The organism is Streptomyces murinus (assembly GCF_002154555.1).
Classification (GTDB): domain Bacteria; phylum Actinomycetota; class Actinomycetes; order Streptomycetales; family Streptomycetaceae; genus Streptomyces; species Streptomyces murinus.
Window position 1 is genome coordinate 1 of the sequence record NZ_MUNF01000901.1, and the last position, 674, is coordinate 674.

General features: G+C 73.3%; 1 protein-coding gene. It reads right to left on the reverse strand.

Going from position 1 to position 674, the window contains the following annotated elements; genetic code table 11:
* Positions 1–521: AMP-binding protein (locus CCN72_RS36415; protein ID WP_143664332.1), on the reverse strand; the 521-nt coding region annotated here is incomplete at its 3' end.
* Between the last annotated feature and the right edge of the window lie 153 nt (positions 522–674).

Sequence of the window (674 nt, forward strand, 5' to 3'; positions counted from 1 at the left end):
AGTTCCGGCAGGTGTTGTAGCTCGGGCCCGAGCGCGGCGGCCTGGGCGCCGGTCTCGGTCACCAGGGCGACGGCGCCGGAGTCGTGCAGGATCCAGCGGGTCTGGAAGAGGGAGGAGGTGGGGTAGACGGGGACGGTGACGAGGCCCGCGGCCCAGGCGGCGAAGTCGAGCAGCGTCCACTCGTACGTCGTGCGCGCCATGATCGCGATCCGGTCCCCGGGCACCAGCCCCTCCGCGATCAGCCCCTTCGCCACCGCGAGCACCTCCTCGGCGAAGCGCGCGGCCGTGATGTCCTTCCAGTGCCCGTTTCCGAGCTTGCGGCTCAGCACCACCGCGTCCGGGTCCGCGGCCGCGTTGTCGAACGGCAGGTCGGCCAGCGACCCATGGGTCACCGGCGGCGCGAACGGCGGTACGACGGCCTCCCGTACGGCCCCGTCCAGGCGCCGTGTGTGGGGCGCGACCAGGAGCGGCCGGCCGTCGTAATCGATGGCGGAGACAGGGGAGTTGGGGTGGGGGGACACGAGCGGCTCCTCGGGCGTGCGGCGAGGCGTTCACCGGCGGCCGGGCGCGCGGCGAACGAGCTGAGCTGAGGTGTTACCGCCGGTCAGGCGAGTGATCGTACGGGCCCGCTGTGGGGGCTTTGTGCGGTTCCGGGGACGGTCCGGGGGTGGTAC